The organism is Streptomyces sp. NPDC004658, from assembly GCF_040609555.1.
In the GTDB taxonomy this organism is placed as follows: domain Bacteria; phylum Actinomycetota; class Actinomycetes; order Streptomycetales; family Streptomycetaceae; genus Streptomyces.
In genome coordinates this window covers 104443-129544 of sequence record NZ_JBEXKG010000002.1, presented here as the reverse complement: position 1 = coordinate 129544, position 25102 = coordinate 104443, and the positions used below count along the sequence as shown (strand labels likewise).

Below are 25102 nucleotides of genomic sequence, written 5' to 3'. Positions count from 1 at the left end.
CGGGTGGTGGCACATGACGTGAAAAACGTCGGCCCGTTCCAGCTCCGAGCGCCAGCCCTTGGAAAAGCCGTAGGCGGCATCCGCGGTCACCCAGCGAAACGGGATCTTGTCCGCGATGACGCGGCGGACCATCGCCTTGGCCATGGCCACCTTGGTCTCGAAACCGACCTCGTCAGTGATGCCGGCCCGACGGCGCCGCTCAGGGTCGTCGGTCCAGGACGTGGGCAGATACAGACGCCGGTCGATCAGCGTCCGCCCACGGTCGGTGGCATAGGCGAGGAAGACGCCGACCTGACAGTTCTCCATGGTCGTCCGGCTCGTCGGCCGGGGCCCCTTTTGACGGGCCCCGGCCGCATGCTGATGAGCCCGCACGATCGTGGAGTCGACCGCGAGGACCCACTCAAGGTCTCCTTGGGCGTCGGCCAGCAGGGTGGTGAAGACCTTCTCCCAGGTGCCGTCGGCCGCCCACTTCCGCAACCGGTTGTGGGCGCCCTTCCACGAACTGGGCGTCAGTCAGCGACACACATCAACCAACCATCCGAAGATCTGAAGGAAACGGCCCGGGCGCCGCACGAGCCGGGTTGGAGACCCGGACTGCGTCCCGCTCCCGTCGGGCAGCGGGACACAGGCGTGCGGGAGCCGTCGGCCGTCACGCCACACCTCATGTCAGACGGCGGCATTCGTTCGGTCTGTACGCGGTGTTCCACACTCCTGCGCCAGCTTCACGATCGTGCGCTCACCATTACGCGGCGAGGGAGCGCGGCGGGACGACCACGAAGCCCCGGCTGACTCGCGGCCACCGGCGCCACCGGTCTGTCCACTTCTCCGCCTGGCAGACAGGTGATCCTCAGCTCTCAGCGAGGCGATGGCGGCCTGCGGAGCTGATCCCGGGTTCGGCGACCCAAGTGACCTCCAGCTGTCCGTACCGCTCGGCGCACCTCAGCACGGCTGTCTGGGCATGCACCACGTGCCCGATTCCGTCAGGCTTCCCCGCCGTGTGAGTCGTCGTGCCCTTGCGTTCACGACGTCGGCATAGTCGGCCAGCGATGAAGCCCGCCCGGGCCAGTGCCCGGACGGGCTTCATCGCTCGCTCGTACGAGGCGCCGTGCTCAGATACCAGGAGACGCCACGTAGGTGAAGGCGCCGGCCTCGGTGTCCGATCCGGCAGGGTTGGTGACGACCACGTCGACCGCCCCTGCCGTGCCGGGCGGGGTGACGGCCGACAGGGTGGTCGCGTTGATCACGGAGAACGGTGCCGGCGTGCCGCCGAAGGTGACCGAGTCCGTGGTGTCGAGGTTGGTGCCGGTGATGGTCACGGCCGTCCCGCCGGAGGTGGGTCCGGAGGTCGGGGTGATGGTGGTGGTCGTCGGGGCGTCGACGTAGGTGTAGGTCAGGCCGTTGTTGCTGCCGCCCGCGGTGGTGACGGTCACCGAAACAGGGCCCGCCACCGCGCCGGCGGGAACAGTGACGCTGAGGGAACTGTCGGAGTTCACGGTCGGGGTGGCAGTCACACCTCCGAAGGAGACACTGGTGGCCGTGGACAGGCCAGTGCCGTTGATGGTGATCGTGTTGCCGCCGGCCAGCGGCCCGGACGTCGCGCCAAGCGACGACTTGAACGGCGCTCCCACGTAGAAGAACGGAACCGGATTGCTGGTCCCGCCCGGTGTCGTGACGGTGACGCCCACGGTGCCTGTACCCGACGGGGACACCGCCGTGACCTGCGTCGCGGACACCTGCGTCACGTTGGTGGCCGGCTTGCTGCCGAACATCACCTTGGTCGTGTTGGAGAGATTCGTTCCCGTGATGGTGACCAGGGTTCCGCCCCCGGTCGAACCCTGATTGGGAGAGATCGGCATGACAACTCCTCGTTCTCCGATGAGATGCGGGAGACCGGCAGAGGCACGGCTCGTTCTGTCGGCGACCCCCGGAAGCGGGGTCGATGGCGTCCTGGAACGCCGCGATGGAGACGCGTTCACCACTGAACTGAGTCCGGGGGAGCATCGGCACGTACGAGGGTCCCGCACGCGGCTCCGAATGCCGCAACATCTCCTCGGGAGCGAGGAGGACACGGCCGGGGCAGCCTGATCCCACCTTCCTCGGCTCGGGATGGGCAGCCCGCCGGTTCACCACTCAGTCACCCATGCGGCCCTACGAGGGGCAAGCGTTTATCACATCGGATCACCCGAATGGAGCAATCCACCCTCAGGGCGTCGACACGGCGGACCCCATCAGCACCGCCAACACGACCGATTCGGGCGGCACTTGAAAGACAGGCGTCTGCTGGTCGGCGACAGCCCGTCGCCTCCTTCTCGTCAGCCGAGAAGAAGCGCCCCGACATCGACCTTTTGAACTCGGCCGGCAACTCGGCACGCCCATTAGCCCATTCGGGTGTCCCCGATACGGGCAGTCTTGTCGACGGCGCGAGGGTGTGGGTCACTGGTGGAGTCAAACCGGCGGGCCGCCCTTGCCCGCTAGAACAGCGCCTCATGCGGTCACGACACGGCCGGTGCTTCTGCTCCCGGGTGTTGCCCACTGCAGGCGACTGCTGCGGGAATGGCCGCTGTCGTCCGCCCACATCGGTGCGCAGGCAGACCGGTGGACGGTGGCCGTCGCCGTGACTCAGTCGGGCCGACCCCCGCTCCCAGCCGCCAGGCTCACGCACTCCCCGCGTGTGGTGGGCGGCATGGCGGCCAAGAGCGGCCGGCCCGCACATGCCGGGCACGACGCGGGCCGCTTCCGCGTCGGCCTTCTCGCATCCGCCGGCACGTCGCTCCAGGAGGCCCCATGCCGCCCGTGGTCAGTTCCATCAACCCAGCGCAGGGCCCTGTGTCCGGCGGTACCACCGTCATCATCACGGGCACCGGGCTGACGGGCGCCACCGCCGTACGATTCGGCTCCGTCAACGCTGCGTCCTACACCGTCACCTCTTCCACTCAGATCAGCGCGGCCACTCCCTCCGGGAGCGTGGGCCCGGTGCCGGTGACCGTGATCTCTCCGAGCGGTACCAGCAACACGACGGTCACCTTCACCTACACGGCTTCTCCTCCAGCGGTCACCGGCCTCTCGCCGTCCAGCGGCCCTACGAGCGGAGGCACTGTCGTCACTGTCACGGGCACCAACCTCTCCGGCGCCACCCAGGTCCGCTTCGGTTCCGTCAACGCGTCGTCCTTCATCGTCGTCTCGGCGACCCGGATCACCGCGGTGTCACCACCGGGGTCCCCCGGATCCGTACCGGTGACCGTGACGACGCCGGCGGGAACCAGCGCCGCCGCACCGGAGTCGTACTTCTTCTACTCCCCGGTCCCGACCCTCACGGCGATCTCTCCCAGTGCCGGTCCGGCATCTGGGAACTCCACGGTCACGTTGACGGGGTCGAACCTGCTGAACGCCACGGACGTGCGGTTCGGCACGCAGGCGGCGAGCTTCACCGTCGTCTCGTCCACCGAGATCACCGCCACGCCCCCGTCGGGCTCCGGGCAGGTCGCGGTGACCGTGACCACACCGGGCGGAGCCAGCAACTCCCTCACCTACGCCTACGTAGGCTCGCCCACACTCACTGGTGTCTCCCCGTCGAGCGGGCCCGCGGCGAGCATCACGGTCGTCACGCTGACGGGCACCGGACTGGCCACCACGACCGACGTCAAGGTGGACGGCGTCTCGGTGGCGTTCACCGTGCTGTCGGACACCCAGCTGACGGCGGCCGTTCCGGCGGGAGCTGTCGGAGATGCCGCCATTCGGGTCACGACGGTCGGAGGCACCTCCGGTGCCGTGTTGTTCCACCGCCTCGCGGCTCCTGAGATCTGAGTGCCTCACCCGCCACCCGGCACTCACACGATCGTTCCATGCGGTTGGGCCGGGTGGCGCACCGGGCGAGCGGCATCCCTTGGAAGCGTCGACGGAAACCTAGTGTGGGGGCCTGAGGGGGGAGATCCACCGAACCCACAGGAGTTGTTCGTGAAACGCAGACGTGCGCGTGGCGGATGGGCCGTCACCTCAGGGGCGCTGACAGTCGTACTGGCCACGGCCACTTCAGCCGCTGCCGCCCCGTCCGCCACCAGCGTCACCGCTTCGCCGGCGTCTGCCACTGTCGGCAGTCCCGTCCAACTGGCCGCCAGTGTCAGTTGCGCCTCGGATCCCAGCGGCGGTCTGGGCATGTCCTTCTTCGACGGCGGTGACCTGCTGAGCACAGTGCCGGTGGGAGCCAACGGCCAGGCGACCTACACCGCATCGTTCACCACGGCCGGCACACACACCATCACCGCCGCCTACAACGGCAACGGCGACTGCGACGCCTCCAACAGCACCACCACGGTGCAGGTCTCGTCGTCCCCGTCCCCTCCCTCGCCGGGACTGCCCGGTCTTTGCCTGCTCACCTGTGGCAGCCTGATCGGCTTTGTGACAGGAGACATCAACAACAACATCTCCATCGACCACTGAAGCCGCGGCGGCGGACGGCTGCCGTTGGGTACGTCGAGCCGGACGCCGGGGGTCGGTCCTCCCATGTACTCGTGGCCACCCCACCCTCGGCGCCGGATTTCCGCCCGTATCCGCCCGGCGGTGCACCGGCACCGCCGGCGGAGTGATAACGCGCAGGCCACCGCCCACCTCTGTGCGGGCCGCCATGTACACGCGACTGAGTCACGCGAGTGGTCCGTCCCGCGGTCACGGGCAATACCACTCGGGCTGTGGCCCTCACGAGGACATCGTCATCACCACGAAGCCGGCCGGTCCGGGCGGCCGGGCCCGGAGAGCGGTTGAAGGAAACCGCTCATCGCGAAGTGCCGGCCGGACCGGCGGCTTGGTGTGTCATCCCGCCTCCGCGTGTGCCACTCACGCTCGACACCCGAGCGAAGGCCTGTGGAGTATCCGTGCTTCCGAAAGCGCGTGGTGAGGAGATCGAGCGCGGAAGGCAGCAGACGCCGACCTCGCGCGTCCCGCCCCTGTCAGGAGGCGGCCTGTGAGGAGGCTCCGAGTTCGTTGGTACCGATGGTGTCGGCCAGGGTCTTGGAGGCCTCGCTGATGACACAGGTGCCGATCAATCGGCCGATCATGACGAAGGGACCAGTCTCGGCCATGGAGGCCGTGACGAGCAGGCCCGCGCCGAGGAGGGCGAACATGCCCGGCGCGTAGCACAGCGGGGGCCTCGCGTTCCTCCAGGAACGCGATCTCGACGGCATGGCCCTCGTCGTAGACGATGGACTTCCGGAAGAGTGGTCGGCAGAGCAGGTTGAGACGGCAGCCACGAGCGCGGACAGCGGGGCCAGGTGAACCAGGAAGCCATCGAAGGCGGGGCCGGCCCGACTGGCGACTGGTGTTGGGTGGGTCGCCGTGCCGCCGATGTCGGCGCAAGCACCACGGAGATGAGGATCGTCGCGGCGGGCAGAGCCAGCCGTTCGCAGACCAGCAGCACGACCGGCGCGTTCAGCAGGCCTGTGGTGACGTTGTCGGGCGGCGCCGAGCCACCGCGGTGATGACGACGAGCATGGCCATCACCCGGAACGGACGGGCTCTCGCCTCTCCCCCCCCGGACCCGGTCTCAGTTCGTCGCCGAGCGGTTGCACGACCGTCCCCCTCGGCACGGCTCCCGAGTGGCCCGGGGCCGTGCCGAGGGGGAGACTCCGTCAGCGTGGCCGTCGGAGCCTGTGGGTGTGGTGGGTCACACGGGAGGCAGGCAGGGGGTCAGAGTGCTCGTGGCCTGCACCGGTGTGCCGTTGATCGTGGCCGAGGCGGTGTAGGTGCCGCTGAGGATCTGAAGGAGCGACAGGCCTGCGTTGAGGGTGGCCGTGCCGGAGGCGTCGGTGACGGCGGTGCCGACCACCTGCCCGCCCACGGAGAAGGTCACCGGTACCCCGGCCGTGGCGGGCGTCACCGTCGCGCGCAGGGTGGCGGTGAACAGGTTCGGCAGCGGGAACGGTACGTTCACTCGCCAGCAGGCCGGCAACGCCTGCAGAGGCCCGTTGCCGGACTGCTGGACCGTGACGGTGATCGGCAGGGAGACGACGCCGCTGCACGAGCAGGAGGTGCCGGCCGCGGTGACGGTGGCGGTCACCGTGACGGTGCCCGCGGTACCGAACGTGAGCAGACCGGTGGCGATGCCCAGGGCGTTGGTGGTGACGGTCACCGGTGAGGTGCCACCGTTGAAGGTGACCGTGGCGCCTGCGACCGGACTGCCGCCACAGGTAACGACAGCGGTGACCTGGACGGGCTGGCCGACGGTCACCGGAGCGACGACCGGCAGCACCACCACGGAACAGGTCGCCTGAACGGGCACCGTGACGGTGATGGGTGCGAACGTGCAGGCGGCACAGGTACCGGCAGCGGGTGCGAAGCTGACACCGACGGTCTGTCCCGGCAGAACGCTCACGCCCAACGGTACCGTGGCCACCACGCCGTTGGTGACCGTGGCCGTCACCGTCGCCCCGCCGGGCAGGGTGTAAGTGATCGTGCCGTTCAGGCCGGTCAGCCCGGCCGGGCAGGTGAGGGTGGTGGCCGCCGTCGTGACGCCCCCGACGGTGGTCAGCGTCGTGGTCAGCGTCCCGGCCGGAGCAGCGGTGACCGTGACGGTGCCGGTGTCGGCACCCACGACCGCGCTGCCGGCGTCGGTGTACACCACCGACACCAACTGAGCGCCTGAACCGGCAGCGGTGAAGGTGACAGGTCCGGCCGCTCCCGCCGTCACGGCCACGGTCTGCGGGGGTGCACCGTCGTAGGAGAAGGTCGCGTTCACCGCTCCGGCCGGAGCACCGGTGGCGGAGACGGTGAAACTGGAACACGCGGAAACGGTGGCAGGTGTGATGGTAAGTGCCATGGAAATGAACCCCTTTGTGCGAGGAAGTGAAGGCTGGGGCCACCTGATCCATGAGGCCGCGAGGTCGAGAAACGACGCACTCGCGGCACACCCGCAGGGGTGCCCCCTACGACGCAGCCACCGCTCGCGGTAAGGCTGGTCGAACCCCGGCGGAGGATGGGCGCCCCACTTGCTGGTACAGCCGATTACAAGCACTGCCGAACGGGAGCAGGCCATACCTCCACCGCCACCTTCACCCGAATGGCCCAGCGGTCCGTCCGGCGGGATGACACACCCCGGGCCGCCCTCTACACCCCACCCACCGCATCGCGATCGGCGTCCGGTTACACCGATCGGGTGACCTCCGCCCTGCTCTGTTGAGCGCGTCGGCCTGCAGGTGGATTACTGGATCCGGCACCGCGGGCTGCCCGTTCCCGCCGACTCGATCCACGAAGGATCCGCCGAGTCACGTTCTGCCCGCACTGTGACCGCACGCCGCACGCCGTACCGACCGCCATCCCTGGCAGTTGGCGCCGCATGCGTCGCACCAACCGGCGCTGACCACTCGCGCCAAGCTCTGCCAGACGCTCCGCGCCCCGGCTCCCCCGAGAACCACGGGCGGCACCAGCAGCGTGCGTTGCGGATCTACCGATCCGACTTTCTCACCACTTCTCCCCGAAGGAACTACCGACTGTGACTTCGAACGCTCTTGCCCTTCCGTACCATCTCGCCGGCGCGTGGCCCGTCCCTCCTGCCGGCCCGTCCGTCCTGCTCGCCGTGATCCCGACCACCGGACCCACGACCGGTGGCAACACGGTCCGGCTGACGGGACAGAACCTGCGCGGCGCCGTAAGTGTCTCCTTCGGCGGCACGCCGGCCACCATCGTCCAATGGGGCATCGCCAGCTACTCGGACGACGCGAGCGTCGTCCCGGGTACGGAGCATCTGGCCTGGCAGGGTGGACACGACGGCCATGGCGGCGGCCATTCCGGCGACGACCGTCCGGGAGGAGACCACCCACGCCTCGACACCCTGCTGGTGATGGCGCCTCCGCATGCCCCCGGCACCGTACAGGTCACCGTCACCACCCCGGTCGGCACCAGCAATCCCCTTCCCTACACCTACCTGGCACCTCCGCCGGCCCCGAGCGCGATCAGCCCCACCAGCGGCCCCACCACCGGTGGAACTCCCTTCACCATCACCGGCACCGACCTGGCAGGTGTCACCGGGGTGCTCTTCAACGGCGTTCCCGCCACCGGCGTGACCGCCACGGCCACCAGCGTCACCGGCACCACCCCGGCCGGTGCGGCCGGAAACGCCGCCGTCACCCTGATCAGCCCCTCGGGCACCACCATCGTTCCGGGCGGCTTCACCTACGTCACACCACCCCTCCCACCCACCGCGGTGGTCATCGTCCCGGCGGTGGGACCGGTCACTGGCGGAACCCCGTTCATCATCATCGGCACCCATCTGACCGGGGCCACGAGCGTCACCTTCGGCGGCACCCCGTCCACCGTCCTGTTCATCGATCCGGCTGGCACCCTTCTGCTCGGGCTGACCCCGGCAGGTCCGGCGGCTGGTGGGACCGTACCCGTCACGGTGACCGGCCCGGGCGGCAGCACGACCGTCCCGGGCGGGTTCACCTACTTCGTGGTCCCGCCGACCCCGGCGCCCACGGGAATCGTGCCGACGACCGGCCCTGCGGCCGGCGGCACCTCCTTCACCGTCACGGGTACCAACCTGGGTGGCACCGTCGCCGTCCTGTTCAACGGCGTCCCCGCGACAGGTGTGACGGCGGGTGCCACCACCGTCACCGGAACCACCCCGGCCGGTGCGGCCGGACCCGCGACGGTGACGATGGTGACCGCCTTCGGCATCGTCGCCGTCCCCGGCACCTTCCTGTACGTCTGAACGACAGCCGGGGGAAGGAGGCGCCGATCGTCGGCTGAGCGGTCATCAGCTTCCAGGGTGCCGGCCGGCCGACAGCCGCTCCTGCCCGTCCCGCGGTCGATCCCGACGATGCCGTTGGCTTCGCTGGTGCTCAGCCTTCGTACCAGTGCGAGAAATCGCCGCTCCACCTCGGGGGACACCCTCTTCGGGCCTCCCCAGCGGAGCTGGTCTTGCGGGGGTCGGGTCAGATGACGCTCAAGGGTGAACTCGACGCGACCTCTTGCGACCTCGGTGGCCAGGCTCTCCAGCAGCAGTGCCCCGGCGACACTGTCGATCTGCTCGGCCGCCGGAGCCGACTCGCGCAGGAGTGCCAACCGGACGGCAAGTACCCTTCTGCGGGTCAGCGCGGGATACACGAGCACCCAGGAGACCGTGGCCGTCAGAAGGGCGAAGCCGACGAGCGCCTCCAGCGGCGACACCAGTCGGTGTGGTGTGCAACTCGGTGTCACTCACCGCACATCCTTCGGGCTGCAAAACCATGTGCGAGCGAGTGGGACTGGTCCTTACCCTCCGGTCATGGAACTTCGCGAAGAGCTTCCGAGCGACAGAGAGTGTGTGCGGAACATCCACCTGCGGGCGTTCGGTGACCACGGCCCTGTCGTGGCCGACCTGGTCGATACCCTGCGGGGCACGATCACGTCCGCGGACGGTCTCTCATTGGTCGCTGAGCTCGACGAGCAGATCGTCGGGCACGTCATGTTCACCCGCAGTCTTCTCGATGCCCCTCGGCGACTGGTTGAGGTGCATGTGCTCAGCCCGTTGGCCGTCATGCCCGAGAATCACAAGCGCGGTATCGGCTCGGCTTTGGTCCGACACGGGCTGAAGACACTCGCTGAGCGGGCCGTCCCTCTGGTCTTCCTGGAGGGCGATCCGGGCTACTACTCGCGTTTCGGCTTCGCGCCCGGTGGCGACCAGGGCTTCCGAAAGCCATCTCTGCGCATTCCAGATGGCGCCTTCCAGGCCCTCAGGCTCCCGGAGTATGAGCCATGGATGACAGGGACGCTGGTCTACGCAGAGCCGTTCTGGCGGCACGATGCAGTCGGCCTCCGCGACCCCGGTGCATAGTGCCGCGAGACCCTCTACCCCTGTCGTGACGTAACGCGCCGTGCGGAGGCTGGTCCGGACGACGCGATGTCGCCAGGGCTGTCCGGGGCCGTGGATGTTCACGAGAAATGGTTCTGGCTCGCTTTCCGTGACGCGCACACGCAGAGTGACGCCTGGTGCTCCGATCAGGCTTCGGGAAGTTGCCTGAAAATGATCAGGGCCGATCTTGGTGTGGTCGACAGTGCGGCGTCGTGGAAGAGACGTCGCCCCGCCCGGAGGGCCTGCTGTTATCGTCCGTCGCGGACGTGTCGGGGCTGTCGCTGGACGTGAGCTACGAGGCGATACGCATCGACGTCTGCAGTACGGCGGACGGGGCGGCATGCCCGGACTGTGGGAGCCAGTCGACCCGGGTGCACAGCTCTTACCTGTGGTTTCCAGCGGACGTGCCGAGTGGCGGACGTTTGGTGGTCCTCCGACTGCGAGATCGGCGGTTCTTCTGTCCGGAGCCTTCGTGTGCTCGGCAGACGTTCACTGAGCAGATGCCGGGACTGACCTGGCGTCACAGCCGGCGGACGGAGCGGTTGCGGTCGACTCTCGCCGCTGTGGGTCTCGCCCTCGCCGGCCGGGCCGGCGCCCGGATGGCACGGGCCTTCGGGGTGCCCATCAGCCGCGGCTGGTGTTGCGGCTGCTCGATGCATTGCCCGAACCGGATGTCCCAGCCCCGCGGGTAATCGGTGTTGATGAGTACGCCACACGCAAAGGACGGGTCTACGGCACGGTGCTTGTCGACGTCGGGTCCCGCCGGCCGGTGGATCTGCTGCCTGACCGGGAGGCGGCCAGCCCGGCCGCATGGCCGGCGAAGCGCCCCGGCGTCGAGATCGTTCGCCGGAACCGCGCGCCGTTCTTCGCGGAAGGCGCCACAGCCGGGGCACCGCAGGCGACGCAGGTCGCCGATAGCTGGCATGTGTGGCACACCCTCGGCCAGGCCGCTGAGCGGGCTGTCGCACGCCACCGTCAGTGCCTTCGCGTCCTTGTCCCCGATAGCGAGGGGAAGGCCGACGAACCGGCGCCGCCCGAGGAGAGGGCGGACTCTCCATGGCGGAGCGAGCGGTTCACCAACCGCGTCCGAGCCCGGCACGCACGCGGTCGGCGGGAATCGGGACGGGGGTCTCAGGCACACGGGGAGTATGCGGGAACAGGCACCGTCCCGGTATTTCCGGTGTACGGCAGTGTTCCAGGACGTGAGGTGCCGCGGCATGACCACCCGCCCTCAGGGGTGCCCGTGGTCGTGGGCGTAAGCGGCCAGGACCCGCTGCCGCGGGCCTCCGGTGTGAAGGAAGCGCTCGTCGAGCACGGTTGCGAGGTCGTCGAGAGCGGTGACGAGCACGGCTGCGGCACGCCGCGCGTCCACGTTCTCTGCTCGTCCTGCTCGCTCGGCTAGGTCAGCGGCGTAGCCGAGGGTGAGGGCCAGCGAGATGTCACCGGGGCCGTCGTGGAAGTAGTACGACTCGGAGTACTGGAGGAAGTCCACGCAGGTACGTGCGACGTCGGCAGCGAGTTGACCGAGGACGGCGGCACTCACCTCAGAGTCCGGTTGACCTTCCGCCGGCTCGGCGCGGCGCAGCTGGGAGATGCGCAGTGCCAGTGCCCGTCGCCGGGCCAGGGCCGGGTAGATGCCGAGGATCCAGGAGACGGTGGCGGTCAGCAACGTGAAGCCGACCAGCGCCTCCAGCGGTGCGACGATGCGCAGCCAGTCGGCGGAGGGTGCGATGTCACCGAGGCCGAGCGTGGCGACGGTCACCAGCGAGAGGTACAGGGCGTCCACCGGCCCCGAGTGCTCGGACGGCTTCAACGTGCCGGAAAAGGAGAACGCTTCCGGCATGTGGGGCCAGTACACCAGGGCCCAGCCCACGGCCACGGCGCAGGACCAGGTGGCCACCACGGTCACCATGCCGACCGGTCCGGCCAGCCCGGCGGTCCTGCTGCTCCTGCGGCCCCGGGTGGACAGCCGCCACAGCAGCGACATGACGGCCCTGCTCAGGCCGCCGTGCCGGGTGGGGTGCCACAGGGTGTGGAACACGTCCCGCAGGATGATCAGCACCACCGCCGCACCGACCAGTGTGACCAGCCATTCCATGGAACCTCCCGGGCTCGTCCGCCTTGGATCCAGGATGGAGCCGGCACCGCCCGGACACGATCAAGCGCAGCTCTGGGACCCCCTGCCCCGCCCGATCGGGCCGCGTGGAAAGTGCCCCTCAGGGACGACGGACAGCTCCGCGACACCTCCCTCGTCTCGGTCGCCGTGCGTCTGGCCCGTGCTGTGGAAGGCGTGGTGGACGTCGAGACGCAACTGACGGGCGTGTCCGCCGCAGCGGCTGAACCGGAGAGGGGGAAGTGACAGGTCAGCGGGAGGCGGGGATGCCGGTCGAGACCAAGTGGATCACAGGCCGCCGCACCAGACCGGGGGGTCGGTGAGAGAACGGGCCGACGGGGTGACCGCCGTGTGAATCGGGCCCTGCCGTCACCGGCGTCACCTCGCGCGTATCCGACCACCGCCTCTCGGCCGACGAGGTCGGGCGCGCGGGTGCACGGGCGCGGCGTCGGGGCCGGGGCCTCGCATCCGAGGTTTCCCGCTTGCTCGAGTCGCCGTCGAGCGACCGGCTACGGCGCCGCGGACCCGGCTGTGTCCGTGGATGAGCCACGGAGAGTGGCGAGACGGCGACGGTATTCGTCTTCGTCGATCTCACCGCGCGCGTAGCGCTCGGCGAGGATCTGCTCAGGGCCGCCTCCCGCAGGTGCCTTCTGCCAGGAGCCGTGGCCCCCGTCGGCGGACGTGGGACGGGACGAGAACCTGAAGAACAGGACACCGACCGCGATGATCAGCGCCCAGAACAACAGCGTGCCGAGCGACATCGCGATCCAGCCCCACGCGTTCATGCCATGGCCGTACCAAAAAATCATCTCCTGCCTCGCCTTCGCACGCCGTCCCGGGACAAGGCCCGAGGCGGCAGGTCTTCCGGCATCCATCGTCTCTCCCCACCGGGCACGCATACGAGGGCCGACCGGCCCTCCTGCAAGGGCCATCGAGCCCCGGCCGGCACGGGCGGTGACCGCCTCTCACGGCCGGCGGCCGCCTGGCCGGACCCGTTCCCCCGCCGCTGCCACGCCCGCGTCGAGGGTCGTGCGGCTACCCGGAGGCCGTACCGGGCGGGCCCGCGAGGCGCCTGACAGCTGCTGTTGATCGCCCGCGACGACAGGCCGGCCGCTCCCGGCAGCGTCCGGGCAATCCACGGGTGCCGTCGAACGCGCTTGGCTCGTCGGGCATCCTGGGGGAATATGCCGGGAGACGGTGAGGAGAGCTGTGGTGGCAGAACGCGCGCAGGGACCGCGTGAGGGGGAGCCCTCGGGAATGTCCCCGCAGTTGCGGCTGGACGTGCTCCTGGACGACCTGCAGCAGCAGGTGGCGCAGGTCCGGGGGGCCCGGGACCGGGTCCACACGTTGCTGGACGCTGTGCTGGCGGTGGGCTCCGACCTGGACCTGGAGGTGGTCCTCCGCAGCATCGTGGAGTCAGCGGTCACCCTGGTCGACGCCCAGTACGGGGCGCTCGGCGTCGTCGGCGAGGAAGGCACGATCAAGCAGTTCCTCACCGTCGGAATGGACGAGGAGACCATTGCCCGGATCGGGCACTACCCGCGTGGCGAGGGCATTCTCGGCCTGCTGATCCGGCATCCGGAGCCGCTGCGCATGCGAAACCTGGCCGACCACTCGGCGTCCGTCGGTTTCCCGGACGGGCACCCCCCGATGACCAGCTTCCTCGGCGCGCCGGTCCGGGTGCGCGACCAGGTCTTCGGCAACCTCTACCTGACCAACAAGAAGAGCGGCACCGAGTTCGACACCGACGACGAGGCGGTGCTGCGCACCCTGGCCGCCGCGGCGGGCGTGGCGATCGACAATGCCCGGCTGTACGACGATGCCCATCGCCGTCAGCGGTGGCTGGCGGCCAGCAACGAGCTGACTCGCAGCCTGCTGTCCGGTGCGGAGCCCGCGGCCGTGCTGGAGTCCTTCACCGCCACCGTGCGAGAGATGGCCGACGCGGACCTGGTGACCCTGGCGGTGCCGGTCGGAAGCCGCGGTGAGTTGGTCATCGAGGCCGCCTGTGGTGCGCACGCCGAGGACGTGCGCGGCTTGGTGCTGTCTGCCACGACGCTCGCCGCCAAGGTCTACACGTCCGGGGAAACGATCACCAGTGACGCGCTGAGCGCCGATCCGCGGTCCGAGGGCGGCAGCGCCTCGGTGGTCGAACTGGGGCCCGCGTTCTTCGTCCCCCTCGGCACCCAAGAGCACGTCCGGGGAGTCCTGCAGGTCGCGAACGTACCCGGCGGCCCGCTCTTCACCGACGCGGTGATCGACATGATGACCGGGTTCGGCAACCAGGCCGCGCTGGCCCTGGACGTCGCCGAGCACCGCCGGGACAGCGAACGCATGGTCGTGCTCAACGACCGTGACCGGATCGCCCGGGACCTGCACGACCTGGTCATCCAGCGCCTGTTCGCCGGCGCTCTGTCGCTGCAGTCCACGCTGGGCCGGGTCTCCGACCGCCCGCAGGTGAGCGAACGGATCCAGCGGGTCGTGGACGACCTGGACGACACCATCAAAATCATCCGTTCGACCATCTACGCCTTGCGTGAGCGTGATCAATCCGGTCGCCGGGGCGGACTGCGCGCACAGTTGGTCACGGCCACCGAACGGGCCACGGAGTCACTGGGATTCGCCCCGGCGCTGCGCATGACCGGGCTGCTGGACACGGCTGTGTCCGCCGAGCAGACGGAGCAATTGCTGGCCGTGCTGGGCGAGGCGCTGTCCAACGCCGCCCGGCACGCGTACGCCAGTTCCGTCGACATCGGCGTCGAGGTCACGGATACCGCCCTGAGGCTGCGCGTGGCCGACAACGGCCGCGGGATCGATCCGGCGGTCACCCGGCGCAGCGGCCTGGCCAACCTGCGCAGGCGTGCGGAAGAGATGGGCGGTGCGTTCAGCCTGTCCTCGAACCAGCCGAGCGGCACCATCGTCGAGTGGGTCGTTCCGCTCTCCTCGAACGCCTGACACTCGGCGTACGGAGCCGGTGGCCGGACTCCCCCGTCGGCTGGAAGATCGCTTCCAGGCCACGGCACGAGTCAGTCCGCACGCCCCGGCGACCTGTCGGGCCGCCGGGGCGGGACACGGCCATTCAGCCGTTCCAGGTCCAGTCGGCGACCTCGGGCAGGTCCGTGCCGTGCTCCCTGATCCAGACGTGATGGCGCTGCCGTGCGTCCTCCATGCGCTGGCGTACGTTCGCCGCGCGAACCGCGAGGCCGGGGACCCGGTCGATGACGTCCATCACCAGGCGATAGCGGTCGAGGTCGTTGCGGACCACCATGTCGAACGGTGTGGTCGTGGTGCCGATCTCCTTGTAGCCCCGCACATGCAGGTTCTGGTGACCCGTGCGGCGGTAGGCGAGGCGGTGGATCAGCCACGGGTAGCCGTGGTAGGCGAAGATGACGGGCTTGTCGGCGGTGAACAGGCCGTCGTACTCGAAGTCGCTCATGCCGTGCGGGTGTTCCTCGCTCGGCAGCATCCGGGCGATGTCGACGACGTTCACCACGCGCACCGCCAGTTCGGGCAGCTCCCGGCGCAGCAACTGGGCTGCTGCCAGGATCTCCTGGGTGGGCACGTCGCCGGCGCAGGCCAGCACCACGTCCGGTTCACGGGTGCCGTCCTCGGTACCGGCCCACTCCCAGACGCCGGCGCCGCGTGCGCAGTGGACCTTCGCCTGCTCCATGGAGAGCCAGTCGAAGCAGGGCTGCTTGCCGGCCACGATCACGTTGACGTAGTCCTTGCTGCGCAGCACGTGGTCGGCCACCGAGAGCAGGGTGTTGGCGTCCGGCGGGAAATAGACCCGCACGGCCTCTGGGCTCTTGTTGAGGATGTGGTCGACGAAGCCCGGGTCCTGGTGCGAGAAACCGTTGTGGTCCTGGCGCCACACGTGGGAGGTGAGAAGGTAGTTGAGCGAGGCGATGGGGGCGCGCCAGGGCAGTCGGCGGGTGGTGCGCAGCCACTTGATGTGCTGGTTGACCATGGAGTCGACGATGTGCACGAACGCCTCGTAGCAGGAGAACAGCCCGTGCCGGCCGGTCAGGAGGTAGCCCTCCAGCCAGCCCTGGCAGGTGTGTTCGGACAGGATCTCCATCACCCGGCCGTGCCGCTCAAGATGCTCGTCCACCTGGAGTACCTGCGCCTGCCAGGCCTTGCCGCTGGCCCCGTACACCGCCTGGAGCCGGTTGGAGGCGGTCTCGTCGGGGCCGACGAGACGGAAGTCGCACCGTCCGCTCGTGGCGTGCATGACGTCCTGGAGCATGTCGCCGAGGACCCGGGTGGGTTCGTGCTGAGTGGCGCCGGGTTTGTCGACCTCGACGGCGTGCTTCTCCAGGGGAGGCAGGGGCAGCTCGCGCAGCAGCAGGCCTCCGTTGGCGTGCGGGTTGGCGCCCGGCCGGCGCGCGCCTTCCGGGACGCAGGCGAGTACGTCGGGGCGCGGGGCGCCGTGCTCGTCGAACAGTTCTTCCGGCCGGTAGGAGCGCATCCACTGCTCCAGCTGCCGCAGATGCTCTGGGTTGTCCCGTACGGCGGCCAGGGGGACCTGGTGGGACCGCCAGGTGCCCTCCACGGGCAGACCGTCGACTTCGGCGGGGCCGGTCCAGCCCTTGGGGGTGCGCAGCACGATCAGCGGCCAGCGGGGCCGCTCCTCCACGCCGTCCTCGCGGGCGCTCCTCTGGATGGCCGCGATGCGCTCCAGCGCGTCGTCCATCGCGGCAGCCATCGCCCGGTGGACAGCGAGCGGGTCGTCGCCGGTGACGTGGAGGGGGGCGTGTCCGTAGCCGCGCAGGAGTTCGTCGAGTTCGTGCTCGGGCAGGCGGGACAGCACGGTCGGGTTGGCGATCTTGTAGCCGTTGAGGTGCAGGATCGGCAGGACGGCGCCGTCGTGGACCGGGTCGAGGAACTTGTTGGAGTGCCAGGACGCTGCCAACGGCCCGGTCTCCGCCTCGCCGTCACCGATCACACAGGCCACCAGCAGGTTCGGATTGTCGAGGGCGGCTCCGTAGGCGTGGGAGAGCGAGTAGCCGAGTTCTCCGCCCTCGTGGAGGGAGCCGGGGGTCTCCGGCGCGACATGGCTCGGCACCCCACCGGGGAACGAGAACTGCTTGAAGAGCCGTGCCATGCCTGCCGCGTCCCGGGTGACGTCCGGGTACGTCTCGGTGTACGAGCCCTCCAGCCAGGAGTTGGCCAGCACGGCCGGGCCGCCGTGACCGGGACCCCAGATGCACACGGCGTCCAGGTTCCGGGCCTTGATGACGCGATTGAGGTGGGTGTGCACCAGGTTCAGGCCGGGCGAGGTGCCCCAGTGGCCCAGCAGCCGGGGCTTGACGTGCTCCGGGCGCAGCGGTTCGGTCAGCAAGGGGTTGGCCATGAGGTAGATCTGGCCGACGGCGAGATAGTTCGCGGCGCGCCAGTGGGCGTCCAGCGACCTGAGCTCGTCCTCCTCCAGCCGGGCGGGCGCCTGCCGCGTGTCGACGGACATCGGGATTCCTTTCCGAGTCGGGGCAGTGGCCGGGTACCGTACGTGCCGGTCTCTGCATGTCTCACCCTCCGGTGCCGCGTGGGGTCCCCGACAGGGCCGTTCGGGCCACACCTGCTGCCGCGGGACCGAACGGGCGTTCGCCGGACGGAGGGATCCGCCGGTGCGCGGACCAGTGGCGCGTGCCCGTTGCCCGTGTCGCGGCAGCCGACGCACACCTGCGTTTCTCGGCGGTCCGCGCACACCCGCTTGTTGCCGGCGGCGGAGTTCCTGGTCCTTCGCGGTGGAGTACTGGATCGCGCGCCGGTGCCCGGCGCATCGTTTCGGCGATGCTTCCTTGTCCGCGGCCCGCCCGTCCGCCCGGACGCCGAGATGATCACCGGGCGCCACCTCGCCGGCGCGCCCGTCACGGACTGACCCGGCTCAGCGCAGGTCAGTCCATACGGTGCCGGACCGTGCGGGCGGAGGCACGCGGTGTGCGGCCACCGTCCGGACCGTAGCCGTACCGGACCAGCAGCTGGGGGCGGCAACGCGGTTGCGGCAGGCGGGCCGCGGCCCGGAGATCCGGCCATTCCATCGCCTGGTGCAGCATAGAGGTGCGCACTCCGTGCGCGGTGGCAGTCAGCAGTACGTGCTCCAGGGCCTGTCCCGCCCGCAGCCAGTCCTCTCGCCGGTCGCGGGTCGTCCACAGCAGGGCCACCTGAGTGTGGCGCTCGAAACGCCGGTCCGGCAGGTGCGGTGCGGGCAGTCGGCCGGTGAAGTCACGCACCGGTGTCCGTCCGTCCGCGTCCTGCGGGCCGAGCGCGGTGAGCGGGATGCCGTAGGGCACGTTCGCACCGGGAGCGGTGATCCAGGCCCGGGATTCGGCGGTCCGTGCCGGGTCGGCCCGGTTGCGGGCTTCGGCCGCCGCGGTCAGGCCCAGCAGCAGCCGTGTGCCCGCGAAGTCCGGCACGTACAGGCGCGCACCCTCGGCCCGCGCGGCCTCGGCCATCTCCGCCACGACTGCCTCGGGCACCGGACGCCCGGTGAACGGCATCCGGCTGGTGTGGCGCAGCTCGACGACCGGGTACAGCCATCGGCAGCCCGGCAACTGTCCGGCCGGCGCGCCCAGTCGTACGGTGGCCAGCAGGTCCGGCTCGCGGGGATCAGGCAGCAGCCGGACCACTGGCTGCCAGCCCAGGTGGGCGACCGCGACCCGCAGGTTGAAAAGCGCAGCGCCCACGGACAGATGCTGGGTCCGCCGGCCGGGGTCGGCCGGCGGCAGTGTTCGCCTGTTGTCGGCGCGGACTTCGATGGACCGGGTGGCCGCCTGCAGTCCGAGGCGCCACGGTTGCGTGGTGTGGATGGACGGTGCCGCCACGGCCGCGGCCACCAGCGTCTCCAGCGCCCTGGCATCGATGTCCCGGGTCTGCATGGGCGGCTCCTCACCTCCTTCGAGGAGCGCGGTGGTGTGTGGGGCTCCCCGTTCGTCCTCCACCTTCGGTCACCGCAGGACGCGCGACGAGGGCCGTCGGTCCCGGCCGGGCGGCCGGGCCGGACGCGGTGTCTCTCGGGTCGGCCGGCCGACCTACGCGGCCGGCGAGTCGCGGTGTACGCCGGTCTCGTGACCGGCACGGCTGCCGCACGGCTCACTACCGGCTGGGCCCGCGTGGCACAGGGTGTTGGCGAGTGGGACGACGTACGAAGATGCTTTCACGGCCGTGCCGACGAGCCATGGCCGTTCGTCCGGGCCGAGGGATCCCGGCCCGTTGGCGCGGCGCGCGTTGCCGCCAAGGCGCCCTCGGGGAGGCAAGGCACGGTCGGGGAGGCCGACCATGCCCACCGCGTCCGACACTGGCGTATGCCCTCAGCCCTCCGCGTGGGCGAGCCACAGGTCGGGGCCGAAGACCTCGTAGCGGATGCTGCGCGCCGGGACGCCGGCCTGGAGGAGCTGGGTGCGGACGGCACGCATGAAGGGGAGCGAGCCGCACAGGTAGACATCGGCGCCGCAGGGCACGTCCAGGCCGTCGAGGTCCATCAGGCCGACGTGGGAGCCGGGTTGCTCGGTCGCGTTCTCTTCGTACCAGAACTCCGCCTTGGCGTCGTGCAGGTGGCCGACCAGACGCAGGATGTCGGCGCGCAGCGCGTGACCGGCTGGAGTGCGGTCGGCGTGCAGGACCCGTACCGGCCGGGTCGAGCCGGTGGCGGCGAGATGTTCCAGCATGCCGACCATCGGAGTGCAGCCGATGCCGGCGGAGACCAGCAGCAGCGGGGTGTCGGCGTCGTCGAGGACCACGTCACCGAACGGAGCGGACAGGGTGAGCTCGTCGCCGGCCCGGACGGTGCGGTGCAACTGGCTGGAGACCTCGCCCTCCGGGGCATCCGCGACGCTCGCCACCCGCTTGACGGTGATGCGCCGCAGGCGGTCGCCGGGAGCGTTGGACAGGCTGTACTGACGGGTCTGGTGGATGCCGTCGGGCATGAGCGCCCGCACGCTGACGTACTGGCCGGCACGCGCCTCGGGCACGACACCGCCGTCGGCCGGGCGCAGCAGGAAGGAGACCACGTCCGGGGTCTCCTCGCGCCGCTCGATCACGGTCCACTGCCGCCACGGCTTGCGCGGGTCCACCCGTGCTTTCTGGTAGAGGCGGGCCTCCCGGGCGATGAGCGCGCCGGCCATCAGCCAGTAGACCTCGTCCCAGGCGGCGGCCACCTCCGGCGTCACCGCCTCCCCGAGTACGTCGCCGATGGCGCGGAAGAGGTACTTGTGGACGATCGTGTACTGGTCCTCCGTGACGCCGAGCGCGGCGTGTTTGTGGGCGATCCGGGCAAGCAGGGCATCGGGGCGGGCGTCCGGGTGGGCCAGCAGGGCCTGGGCGAAGCTCGCGATCGATCCGGCCAGGGCCTGACGCTGCTCGCCTCTGGCCTGGTTCCCGCGGTTGAACAGGCCGTCCATGAGTTCGGGCTGTTCGGAGAACATGGTGCCGTAGAAGCGGGCGGTGATCTCGTCCAGGGCGCCGCCGACGGCGGGCAGGGTGGCACGGACGACAGCGGCCGACTCGGGCGAAAGCATGGAACTCCCCTTGGATGCGAGTGGGTGGAGGGGCGGCGTGCACCGCCACAGCCGGGAGCCGTCGTGCGGTCCGGCCGGCGGATCGATCATCCGGTCCGGCCGTCACCGGCACCAGGGCCGAACCGCCCCGGGTGACCGGGACCGTCGGCCCGGCACCAAGTGAGTGGATGCCCGCATGAAAACGCCCGCCTGCCCTCCCACGAGCCGGGGACATGGCGGTCGCGGGTGAACCGTGCGTGGACGGGGTGCATCGCGGCCCCGGCACTCAGGCGCGCAGCTTTCCCGTCTCGACGCCTAGACCACGTCGAGGACGTCACGAACGGGGCGGCGGGGCGTGGCGGGGCCCTGGGGCCCATAGCCCAGGCGCAACACCATCTGTACATGTCCCCGGCCGGCCACCGGTTCCCGGGCCAGCAGGCGCAGATCCGGGTTCTCCAGAGCGTGGGAGGTCAGGGAGGTGGCGAGCCCGGTCAGCGTCGCCTTCAGCAGGACGCGTTCCAGTGCCTGACCCGCGCGCAGCCAGTCGACAGGGCCGTCTCCGGGTGTGCTGAGCAGCGCCAGGTGCGGGTTCTTCTCGAACGCGGTGGAGCCTCGGTCGGCCACCGGGCGACGACCGGCGAAGTCGCGTAGCGGAGCCTTGCCGTCCCGCATCCGGGGTCCGAACGCGTACTCCGGGACACCGTCGGTGGCGACGTCCGCTTCCGGGCCGAGCCGAGTCCAGTGCTGGAGATCCTCCATGCCCTCGGGGTTCAGTGCGTCGCGACTCTCGGCGTCGTGAACCAGGTCCAGGACGGTTTCCATGTGTCAGGGCCCGGGGAACAGCAGGTCGGCGCCCTCCAGATCGGCTGCTCTGCGCAATGCGGTCCTGACATCCTCTGGAATGTCCTTGTCGGCGAAGGGGTACCGGCTGGTGTGCCGCTCGCGGATCGCCGGGTGCAGACGTGCGACGTCGTCCTGGTCCGGCGTGGGGCGTCGGACCTCGGCCAGTTGCACAGCTGCGAGCAGCAAGGGCTGCGCGGGATCCGGCAGCAGCCGCACCACCGGGGTGAGTCCGGTATGGGCCGCGCCGACACGGAGATTGAACAACGCCGCTCCACAGCCGATGTGCAAAGCCCGGTTCCCTGGGTTGGAGCGGGGCATGGCCCGGTCGGGATCGGCCAGCAGCATCAGGGCACCCTCACTTCTGAGGAAGCGGAAGCGCCATGGCTGCGCATTGTGCATGGAAGGGGCGAACACGGCCTCGGCGACCAGCGCGGCGGCGGTCTTCGCGTCCACGTGCCCAGCGTCCATCGCGTCCTCCTGACACAGCACGCGCCCTCGGTTCAGGTGGCGGGTACCCAGGCGCCACGGGCACACGTCCGACGCCGGCGGAGGAACGCCGTGCGCCGCATCGTCCCGGTGGGCAGGAGGCGGTCGGGGCATGGCCCCACTCCCGCGCCTCGTCACGGTCGTCGACCACTTGAGGCAAGGCTGTGGCGTCGGAGTGCCCGCCCGTACCCTGCCGCGAGGGTGAGAAACAGCCCCAGCACCGCGAAGGGCACGGCGGCAACCGCCCACCAGTCCAGGCCGCGCTCACTCTGCGCAACCGCCCCGAGGACGGTCACGGACGCGGCGGCCACCAGGGCGACACCGATGAGCACAGCGACGACGTACCGGGCACCTCCGCTGTCCGGTGGTTGCCGGACATGGCCGAGCGCCACCCACTCGCGCGCGGTCTGTTGCCTCTCGCGGCGGCACTGTACGGCCGCGCGTGCCCGAAGACACACGGTGAGGGTGGTACCGGCCACCGCCGTGCCGGAAGGTGTCCACCGCTCTTCGCGGGCGAGCAGGAGTACCGCGACGGTCCGGCTCTTCCCGGCCGCCGCCTCATGATCGTCCGGGGGGCCCGGGCCGGATAGGGGTCCAACGGCCCCTCTTCGCACCGGCACCGGGCGGCCCCGGCCACCGCTTCGGAGGTGACCGTCACCGGCTGTCGCTGGTTTCGGTGTCCGTGAGCGCTGCTCGTCCGGCCTCCAGCCGGGCGGCCGGTATGCGGAAGGGTGAGCAGGAGACGTAGTCGAGACCGGCCCGGTGGAAGAAGTGGATGGACTCCGGGTCGCCCCCGTGCTCTCCGCACACCCCGGTCTGCAAGCCGGGACTGGCCAGGCGGCCCTCTTCTGCGGCGAGTTGTACGAGCCTGCCGACGCCGTCCTGGTCGATCGTCTCGAAGGGGGACACCTGGAGGACGCTCTTCTCCAGGTACAGGGGGAGGAAGGACGCTTCGGCGTCGTCGCGGGACAGACCCCAGGTCGTCTGGGTCAGGTCGTTGGTGCCGAAGGAGAAGAAGTCGGCGGCTTCGGCGATGCGGCCGGCGGTGAGGGCCGCACGGGGCAGCTCGATCATCGTGCCGATCGGGAGGTTGAGGAACTCACCCGTCTCCGCCGCGACTTCGGCGAGCACGCGTTCCGCTTCCGTCCGGGCCAGCCGAAGTTCCTCGACCGCTCCGACGAGCGGAATCATGATCTCGGCGCACGGCCGGCCACCCTCGCGCAGCCGGTGGACGACGGCCTCGGCGATCGCGCGGACCTGCATGGCCATGAGTCCGGGAACGGCCAGTCCGAGCCGCACCCCGCGCAGGCCCAGCATGGGGTTCTGCTCGTGCAGGCGCTCGACCGCGTCGAGCAGTTCGCGGTCGTGGTCGTCCGGGTGGGGGGCGCTCGCCAGGCGAACGGTCAGCGCGGTGCGATCGGGCAGGAACTCGTGCAGCGGCGGGTCGATGAGCCGGATGGTCACCGGCAGCCCGTCCATGGCTGCGAGGATGCCGGTGAAGTCCTCGCGTTGCGGCGGGAGCAGAGCGGCGAGAGCCTCCTCGCGGGTCGTGACGTCACGGGCGAGGATCATCGTCTCGACCAGTGTCCTGCGGTCGCCGAGGAACATGTGCTCGGTCCGGCACAGGCCGATGCCCTGGGCTCCCAGCCTGCGAGCGCGTGCCGCGTCCTCGGGCGTGTCGGCGTTGGCCCGGACCTCCAGGCGGCGGACGCCGTCCGCGTGGGCGAGGGCTGCCAGGACCGCCTCGGTCAGCGGGCCGGTGCTCTCACCGTTCTCCAGCGTGCGACCGACGTCGGAGGCGGTGAGCGGCAGGGAGCCGAGGTGCACGGTCCCGGCCGTTCCGTCGACGGAGAGGGTGTCGCCCTCGCGCACGACGACTCCCGTGTCCGTGGTCAGGCGGCGGGCGACCGGGTCGACGGTCAGCGACTCCGTCCCGCACACGCACACCTTGCCCATGCCGCGTGCGACGACGGCGGCGTGGCTGGTCTTGCCGCCCCGGCTGGTGAGGACGGCCTGAGCCGCGATCATTCCGGGCAGGTCGTCGGGGGTCGTCTCACGTCGTACGAGGATCGTCTTCTCTCCGGCAGCAGCGCGCCGCTGGGCCTCGGCGGAGTCGAAGACGGCGACCCCTACCGCCGCGCCCGGTGAGGCCGGCACGCCGCGCGCGAGGGGCACATCGGCGGGGGTGGTGTCGAAACGGGGGAACAGCAGCCGGGTCAGCTCGGCGCCGTCCACGCGGGCCAGCGCCTCGTCGGCCGTGATGCGCGCTTCCTCCCGCAGATCGTGGGCGATACGGAAGGCGGCCTCGGCGGTACGCTTGCCGACCCGTGTCTGCAGGATCCACAACCGGCCCCGCTCCACGGTGAACTCCACGTCGCACAGATCCCGGTAGTGGTTCTCCAGCGTACGCAGGTGGTCCGCGAGCTCGGTGTACGAGCGGGGATCGAGGACCTTCAGCTCGCTCAGGGGCACGGCGTCGCGGACTCCGGAGACGACATCCTCGCCCTGTGCGTCGGGCAGGTAGTCGCCGTACATGCCGCGCGCGCCGGTGGCGGGGTCGCGGGTGAAGGCGACGCCGGTACCGGAGTCGGGGCCGAGGTTGCCGAACACCATGGCCTGGACGTTGACGGCGGTGCCGAGATCGTCGGGGATGTGCTCGCGACGGCGGTAGACACGGGCGCGTTCGCCGTTCCAGGAGTGGAAGACGGCACGGATGGCGCGCCGGAGCTGTTCGGCGGGTTCCTGAGGGAAGTCCGCACCCGTCTCCCGGCGGATGATCGCTTTGAACTCCTCGGTGAGGAGGGCGAGTTCTCCCACGTCGAGGTCACGGTCGTGGCGCGTCCCGCGCTGTGCCTCGTGCGCGGCGATGGCCTGTTCGAACAGATCACCGTCCACACCCATCACCGTGTGGCCGAACATCTGGATGAGGCGCCGGTAGGAGTCCCAGGCGAACCGCTCCTGTCCGGACGCCTTGGCGAGACCGGCCACGGACTCGTCGTTGAGGCCGATGTCGAGGATGGTCTCCATCATGCCGGGCATGGAGAAGCGGGCGCCGGAGCGTACGGAGACCAGGAGCGGGTCGTCGGGCGCCCCGAGCGTGCGGCCCATGGTCCGTTCCAGGTCGGCGAGGGCGCGGGCCTCCTCGATGCCGAGTTCGGGCGGCTCCTGGCCCGTGGCGAGATAGGCCTTGCAGGCTTCGGTGGTGACGGTGAAGCCCGGCGGCACGGGCAGTCCGAGTCGGGTCATCTCGGCCAGGCCGGCTCCCTTGCCGCCGAGCAGGCCGGCCATCTCCCGGCTGCCCTCGGCGAAGGCGTACACGTACGTCGTGGGTGTGCTCATCGCGCTCTCCGG

General features: G+C 70.3%; 15 protein-coding genes and 3 pseudogenes. 7 read left to right on the top strand and 11 right to left on the bottom strand.

Annotated features, from left to right (window positions below; genetic code table 11):
* Positions 1–9: 9 nt before the first annotated feature.
* Both ABZV94_RS01870 and ABZV94_RS01865 read right to left on the bottom strand, forming a co-directional pair.
* Positions 10–489 (bottom strand): annotated as a pseudogene (locus ABZV94_RS01870) (transposase); the annotation flags it as partial.
* A gap of 620 nt (positions 490–1109) precedes the next feature.
* Positions 1110–1856: an IPT/TIG domain-containing protein gene (locus tag ABZV94_RS01865; protein ID WP_356336129.1), complete on the bottom strand. Its 747-nt coding sequence runs from the start codon at positions 1854–1856 to the stop codon at positions 1110–1112.
* Positions 1857–2784: 928 nt separating this feature from the next.
* Between ABZV94_RS01865 and ABZV94_RS01860 the strand changes: the two genes are divergently transcribed.
* On the top strand, positions 2785–3804 hold the full coding sequence (locus ABZV94_RS01860; protein ID WP_356336127.1) for an IPT/TIG domain-containing protein: 1020 nt from the start codon (positions 2785–2787) through the stop codon (positions 3802–3804).
* Entirely contained in the window at positions 3805–4437 is a 633-nt protein-coding gene (locus tag ABZV94_RS01855; protein ID WP_356336126.1) for an Ig-like domain-containing protein, read from the top strand.
* Between the two features lie 506 nt (positions 4438–4943).
* On the opposite strand, the gene ABZV94_RS01850 is transcribed toward ABZV94_RS01855, so the two are convergent.
* Positions 4944–5177 (bottom strand): hypothetical protein, encoded by a 234-nt coding sequence (locus tag ABZV94_RS01850; RefSeq protein ID WP_356336124.1) that lies wholly within the window; start codon positions 5175–5177, stop codon positions 4944–4946.
* A gap of 479 nt (positions 5178–5656) precedes the next feature.
* On the bottom strand, positions 5657–6808 hold the full coding sequence (locus ABZV94_RS01845) for a hypothetical protein (RefSeq protein WP_356336122.1): 1152 nt from the start codon (positions 6806–6808) through the stop codon (positions 5657–5659).
* 672 nt (positions 6809–7480) lie between these two features.
* On the opposite strand from ABZV94_RS01845, the gene ABZV94_RS01840 reads away from it, so the two are divergent.
* The 4 genes and pseudogenes from ABZV94_RS01840 to ABZV94_RS01825 all read left to right on the top strand — a co-directional run.
* The gene (locus tag ABZV94_RS01840) at positions 7481–8698 is read left to right on the top strand and encodes an IPT/TIG domain-containing protein (RefSeq protein ID WP_356336120.1); all 1218 of its coding nucleotides are present in this window, start codon (positions 7481–7483) and stop codon (positions 8696–8698) included.
* Between the two features lie 555 nt (positions 8699–9253).
* The gene (locus ABZV94_RS01835; protein WP_356336118.1) at positions 9254–9802 is read left to right on the top strand and encodes an N-acetyltransferase; all 549 of its coding nucleotides are present in this window, start codon (positions 9254–9256) and stop codon (positions 9800–9802) included.
* Between the two features lie 155 nt (positions 9803–9957).
* On the top strand, positions 9958–10512 hold the full coding sequence (locus tag ABZV94_RS01830) for a transposase family protein (RefSeq protein ID WP_356336116.1): 555 nt from the start codon (positions 9958–9960) through the stop codon (positions 10510–10512).
* Positions 10458–10739, top strand: a pseudogene (locus ABZV94_RS01825) (transposase); the annotation flags it as partial. The gene ABZV94_RS01830 and the pseudogene ABZV94_RS01825, both read left to right, overlap by 55 nt.
* A gap of 312 nt (positions 10740–11051) precedes the next feature.
* Here the strand turns inward: ABZV94_RS01825 and ABZV94_RS01820 are convergent.
* Positions 11052–11918: a potassium channel family protein gene (locus tag ABZV94_RS01820; RefSeq protein WP_356336114.1), complete on the bottom strand. Its 867-nt coding sequence runs from the start codon at positions 11916–11918 to the stop codon at positions 11052–11054.
* A gap of 524 nt (positions 11919–12442) precedes the next feature.
* Positions 12443–12718 carry an SHOCT domain-containing protein gene (locus ABZV94_RS01815; protein WP_356336113.1) on the bottom strand — a complete coding sequence of 92 codons (276 nt, stop codon included), beginning with the start codon at positions 12716–12718 and terminating at the stop codon, positions 12443–12445.
* Positions 12719–13190: 472 nt separating this feature from the next.
* On the opposite strand from ABZV94_RS01815, the gene ABZV94_RS01810 reads away from it, so the two are divergent.
* Positions 13191–14885, top strand: a complete 1695-nt coding sequence (locus tag ABZV94_RS01810; RefSeq protein WP_356336111.1) for a GAF domain-containing sensor histidine kinase — start codon at positions 13191–13193, stop codon at positions 14883–14885.
* A 124-nt stretch (positions 14886–15009) separates the two neighbouring features.
* Here the strand turns inward: ABZV94_RS01810 and ABZV94_RS01805 are convergent, their stop codons facing one another.
* The 5 genes and pseudogenes from ABZV94_RS01805 to ppdK form a co-directional block, all read right to left on the bottom strand.
* Positions 15010–17394: a phosphoketolase family protein gene (locus tag ABZV94_RS01805; RefSeq protein WP_356336109.1), complete on the bottom strand. Its 2385-nt coding sequence runs from the start codon at positions 17392–17394 to the stop codon at positions 15010–15012.
* A 430-nt stretch (positions 17395–17824) separates the two neighbouring features.
* Positions 17825–18805 (bottom strand): nitroreductase family protein, encoded by a 981-nt coding sequence (locus ABZV94_RS01800; RefSeq protein WP_356336107.1) that lies wholly within the window; start codon positions 18803–18805, stop codon positions 17825–17827.
* A 432-nt stretch (positions 18806–19237) separates the two neighbouring features.
* Entirely contained in the window at positions 19238–20443 is a 1206-nt protein-coding gene (locus ABZV94_RS01795) for a globin domain-containing protein (protein ID WP_356336106.1), read from the bottom strand.
* 294 nt (positions 20444–20737) lie between these two features.
* Positions 20738–21733: pseudogene (locus ABZV94_RS01790) on the bottom strand (nitroreductase).
* Between the two features lie 672 nt (positions 21734–22405).
* Positions 22406–25090, bottom strand: coding sequence for a pyruvate, phosphate dikinase (ppdK, locus tag ABZV94_RS01785; RefSeq protein WP_356336105.1), 2685 nt, complete (start codon positions 25088–25090; stop codon positions 22406–22408).
* Positions 25091–25102: the final 12 nt, after the last annotated feature.